This is a genomic window from Kineococcus indalonis, assembly GCF_009906395.1.
Lineage (GTDB): Bacteria > Actinomycetota > Actinomycetes > Actinomycetales > Kineococcaceae > Kineococcus > Kineococcus indalonis.
In genome coordinates this window covers 1-2,751 of the sequence record NZ_JAAALM010000520.1, presented here as the reverse complement: position 1 = coordinate 2,751, position 2,751 = coordinate 1, and the positions used below count along the sequence as shown (strand labels likewise).

The 2,751-nt window shown below is 76.3% G+C and carries 4 protein-coding genes; 1 reads left to right on the top strand and 3 read right to left on the bottom strand.

All coding sequences use genetic code 11. The features are described from left to right. Window positions 1-90: 90 nt before the first annotated feature. Window positions 91-633 carry an SMI1/KNR4 family protein gene (locus tag GTR00_RS18300; protein WP_166613004.1) on the top strand — a complete coding sequence of 181 codons (543 nt, stop codon included), beginning with the start codon at window positions 91-93 and terminating at the stop codon, window positions 631-633. Window positions 634-718: 85 nt separating this feature from the next. Here the strand turns inward: GTR00_RS18300 and GTR00_RS18295 are convergent, their stop codons facing one another. The 3 genes from GTR00_RS18295 to ftsR form a co-directional block, all read right to left on the bottom strand. Continuing rightward, window positions 719-1,318, bottom strand: coding sequence for a MerR family transcriptional regulator (locus tag GTR00_RS18295; protein WP_166613003.1), 600 nt, complete (start codon window positions 1,316-1,318; stop codon window positions 719-721). A gap of 133 nt (window positions 1,319-1,451) precedes the next feature. After that, a complete protein-coding gene (locus GTR00_RS18290) occupies window positions 1,452-1,934 on the bottom strand; it encodes a bifunctional nuclease family protein (protein WP_166613002.1) in 483 nt (160 codons plus the stop codon). Between the two features lie 71 nt (window positions 1,935-2,005). Beyond that, the coding region (gene ftsR / locus GTR00_RS18285) for a transcriptional regulator FtsR (protein ID WP_240900579.1) at window positions 2,006-2,751 on the bottom strand (746 nt) is incomplete at its 5' end.

Here is a 2,751-nt window from a genome sequence, read left to right as displayed (position 1 = left end):
AGATGTTTATAAAGAGACAGGCGCCGCACCGCCGGCCCCCTGCACGCCTCGACCGGCCCGTCCGTCGAGGCCACCCGCGTCCTGCAGCTCGTGGACGTCCTGCGCTCGCGCTGGAGCCGGGTCGGGGCGGACATCGCCACCCGGCTGCGCCCCGGCGTGGACGAGGCCGCGCTGGACGCGGTCGAGCGCCAGCTGGGCCTGCTCGTGCCGCGCGCCGCGCGCGCCTGGTGGCGCTCGGTCGACGGCGTGGAGCCCGTGCGCACCCGCTACCGCAGCAGCGCCCCCACGGTCGGGCCGGGCGGCTGGGTGCCGCTGGGCCTGCAGGACGCCGTGCGCCGCGCCACCGGCCAGGGCCCCGGGCCCGGCGCCCCGCCCGGGCTGCTGCCGCTGTTCGCCCGCGACGAGGAGCTGCTGACGGTGCGGCTGGGCTCGTCCTCCGCGCAGGTCGAGCTCGTCGTCCTCGACGACGCCGGGGAGGGCTGGCAGCACGGCTGGCGGGTGCCGCTGGAGCTGCTGCTGTCCACGTGGGCGGACGCCCTGCTGGCGGCGGTGGTGTGGCTGCCCGACGCCCACGACTGGGTGGTGGACCCCTTCGCCCGCCAGGCGCTGCCCAACGCGCACCTGCTCGACTGACCGCCCGCACCCGGCACGGCACGACGCCCCGGCCGCTGGCCGGGGCGTCGTCCTGCGCCGGGGGTGCCGAGGGTGCTCGGCAGGGTCAGCCGGCCTCGCGGGCCCGGCGGCGGGCGCTGAGCTCGTCGGCGAGGACCACCGCGGGGGCGGCCACCTCGGTGCGCTCGGCGGGGCGCTCGCTGGGCAGCGAGGCCAGCTCGCCCTCCACCTCGCGCCACACGCGCCCGACGGCGATGCCGAAGACGCCCTGCCCGCCCTGCACGAGGTCGATGACCTCGTCGGCGGAGGTGCACTCGTACACGCTGGCGCCGTCGCTCATGAGGGTGATCTGCGCCAGGTCGTCCACCCCGCGCTCGCGCAGGTGGGTCACCGCGGTGCGGATCTGGTGCAGGGAGACGCCGGTGTCCAGCAGCCGCTTGACCACCTTGAGCACGAGGATGTCGCGGAAGCCGTACAGGCGCTGCGAACCCGAGCCCGAGGCGCTGCGCACGCTCGGCTCCACCAGGCCGGTGCGCGCCCAGTAGTCCAGCTGCCGGTAGGTGATGCCGGCCGCCTTGCACGCGGTGATGCCGCGGTAGCCGACCTCCTCGTCGAGGTCGGGCAGGTCCTCGGCGAACAGGAGACCCTGCGCGGGGACCGGCTCCTTGCCGTGCGACGACCCCGCGTCCGCCTCGCCTCTGCTCACGCCGGCCTCCTCCTCATCGCCCCGGTCCGATCGTCGGTGCCGTGCCGACCGGGAGCGTCCTGTCAACTGACCGTAGAGTCGCACCCGCGGAGCGTCAACGAGGCGCGCGGCGCGGCGCCCGCCGAACCGCGGTTCACCGGTCCGAGCCCGAGCCCGACTCGAAGTCCTCGGGGGTGATGTGGTCGAGGAACTCGCGGAACTTCTCGACCTCGTCCTCGTCCTCGTCGGGGACCGGCACGCCCCCGGAGTCGAGGACCTCGTCGGCGCTCACGATGGGGCACCCCACGCGCAGCGCCAGGGCGATCGCGTCGGAGGTGCGCGAGCTGACCGTCGCCCCGCCGTCGAAGGCCAGCTCCGCGAAGTAGACGTTGTCGCGCACCTCGACGATGCGCACCTCCTCCAGGCGCCGGCCCAGGGCCGCGATGACGTCCTTGAGGAGGTCGTGGGTCAGCGGCCGCGGGGGCACCACGCCCTGCTGGGCGAAGGCGATGGCGCTGGCCTCGGGGGCGCCGATCCAGATGGGCAGGTAGCGGTCCCCGTCCCTCTCGCGCAGCAGCACGATGGGGTTGTTGGAGGGCATCTCGACCCTGACGCCGATGACATCGAGCGCGCGCACCTGCTCACCGTACCCCTCCGGCGGCCCCGGCGGCGGTCGGCGCCGCCGACCCGCCGGTGACCGCGCCGTGATCAGCCCGTGACGCGCCCGAGGGCGCCCGCCACCAGGGCGGTGTGCAGGCGCAGGCACGCGGCGGCGATCTCCCGGGCCACCTGCTCGGCGCGCGCGGCGGAGTCCGCCGAGCGCTGGCGCTGCAGCGGCGCGGCCACCTGCTCCGCCAGCGCGACCTCGCGGTCCGCGGCCGTGCGGAACACGCGCAGGTGCCGGGCCTCGATGCCGTGCGCGGCCAGCGTCGCCGCCGCCCGCAGCACCTCCAGCGCCTCCCCGTCGTACCAGGGCCCGCCGGGCGCCGGCGCCAGCACGCCGAAGCCCTCCAGGGCGTCCAGCAGCTCCGCCTGCACGCCGGACTCGCGCAGCAGCTCCGAGCGGGTCAGCCGCAGCCGGGCCGCGCGCCCGTCGAAGCGCTCGGCGGCCGGCACCGCCGCGGGCACCGCCTCCGGCGCGCGCGGGGCGCCGCCGGGGTGCTCCGGCGGCTCCAGGCCGCGGTCGATGGCCTGCAGGTTCTCGCGGATCACGCGCAGCGGCAGGTAGTGGTCGCGCTGCGCGCTGAGCACGTAGCGCAGCCGGTCCACGTCCGAGGAGGAGAACTTGCGGTAGCCCGCGGCGGTGCGCCGCGGCTCCACCAGGCCCTGCTCCTCCAGGAAGCGGATCTTGGAGATCGTCACCTCGGGGTAGTCCGGCGACAGCAGCGCCATGACCTCCCCGATCGTCATGCGCGGCGCGTCGGGGTCGAACGCGCCCGCCCGCGAGGTCGCCG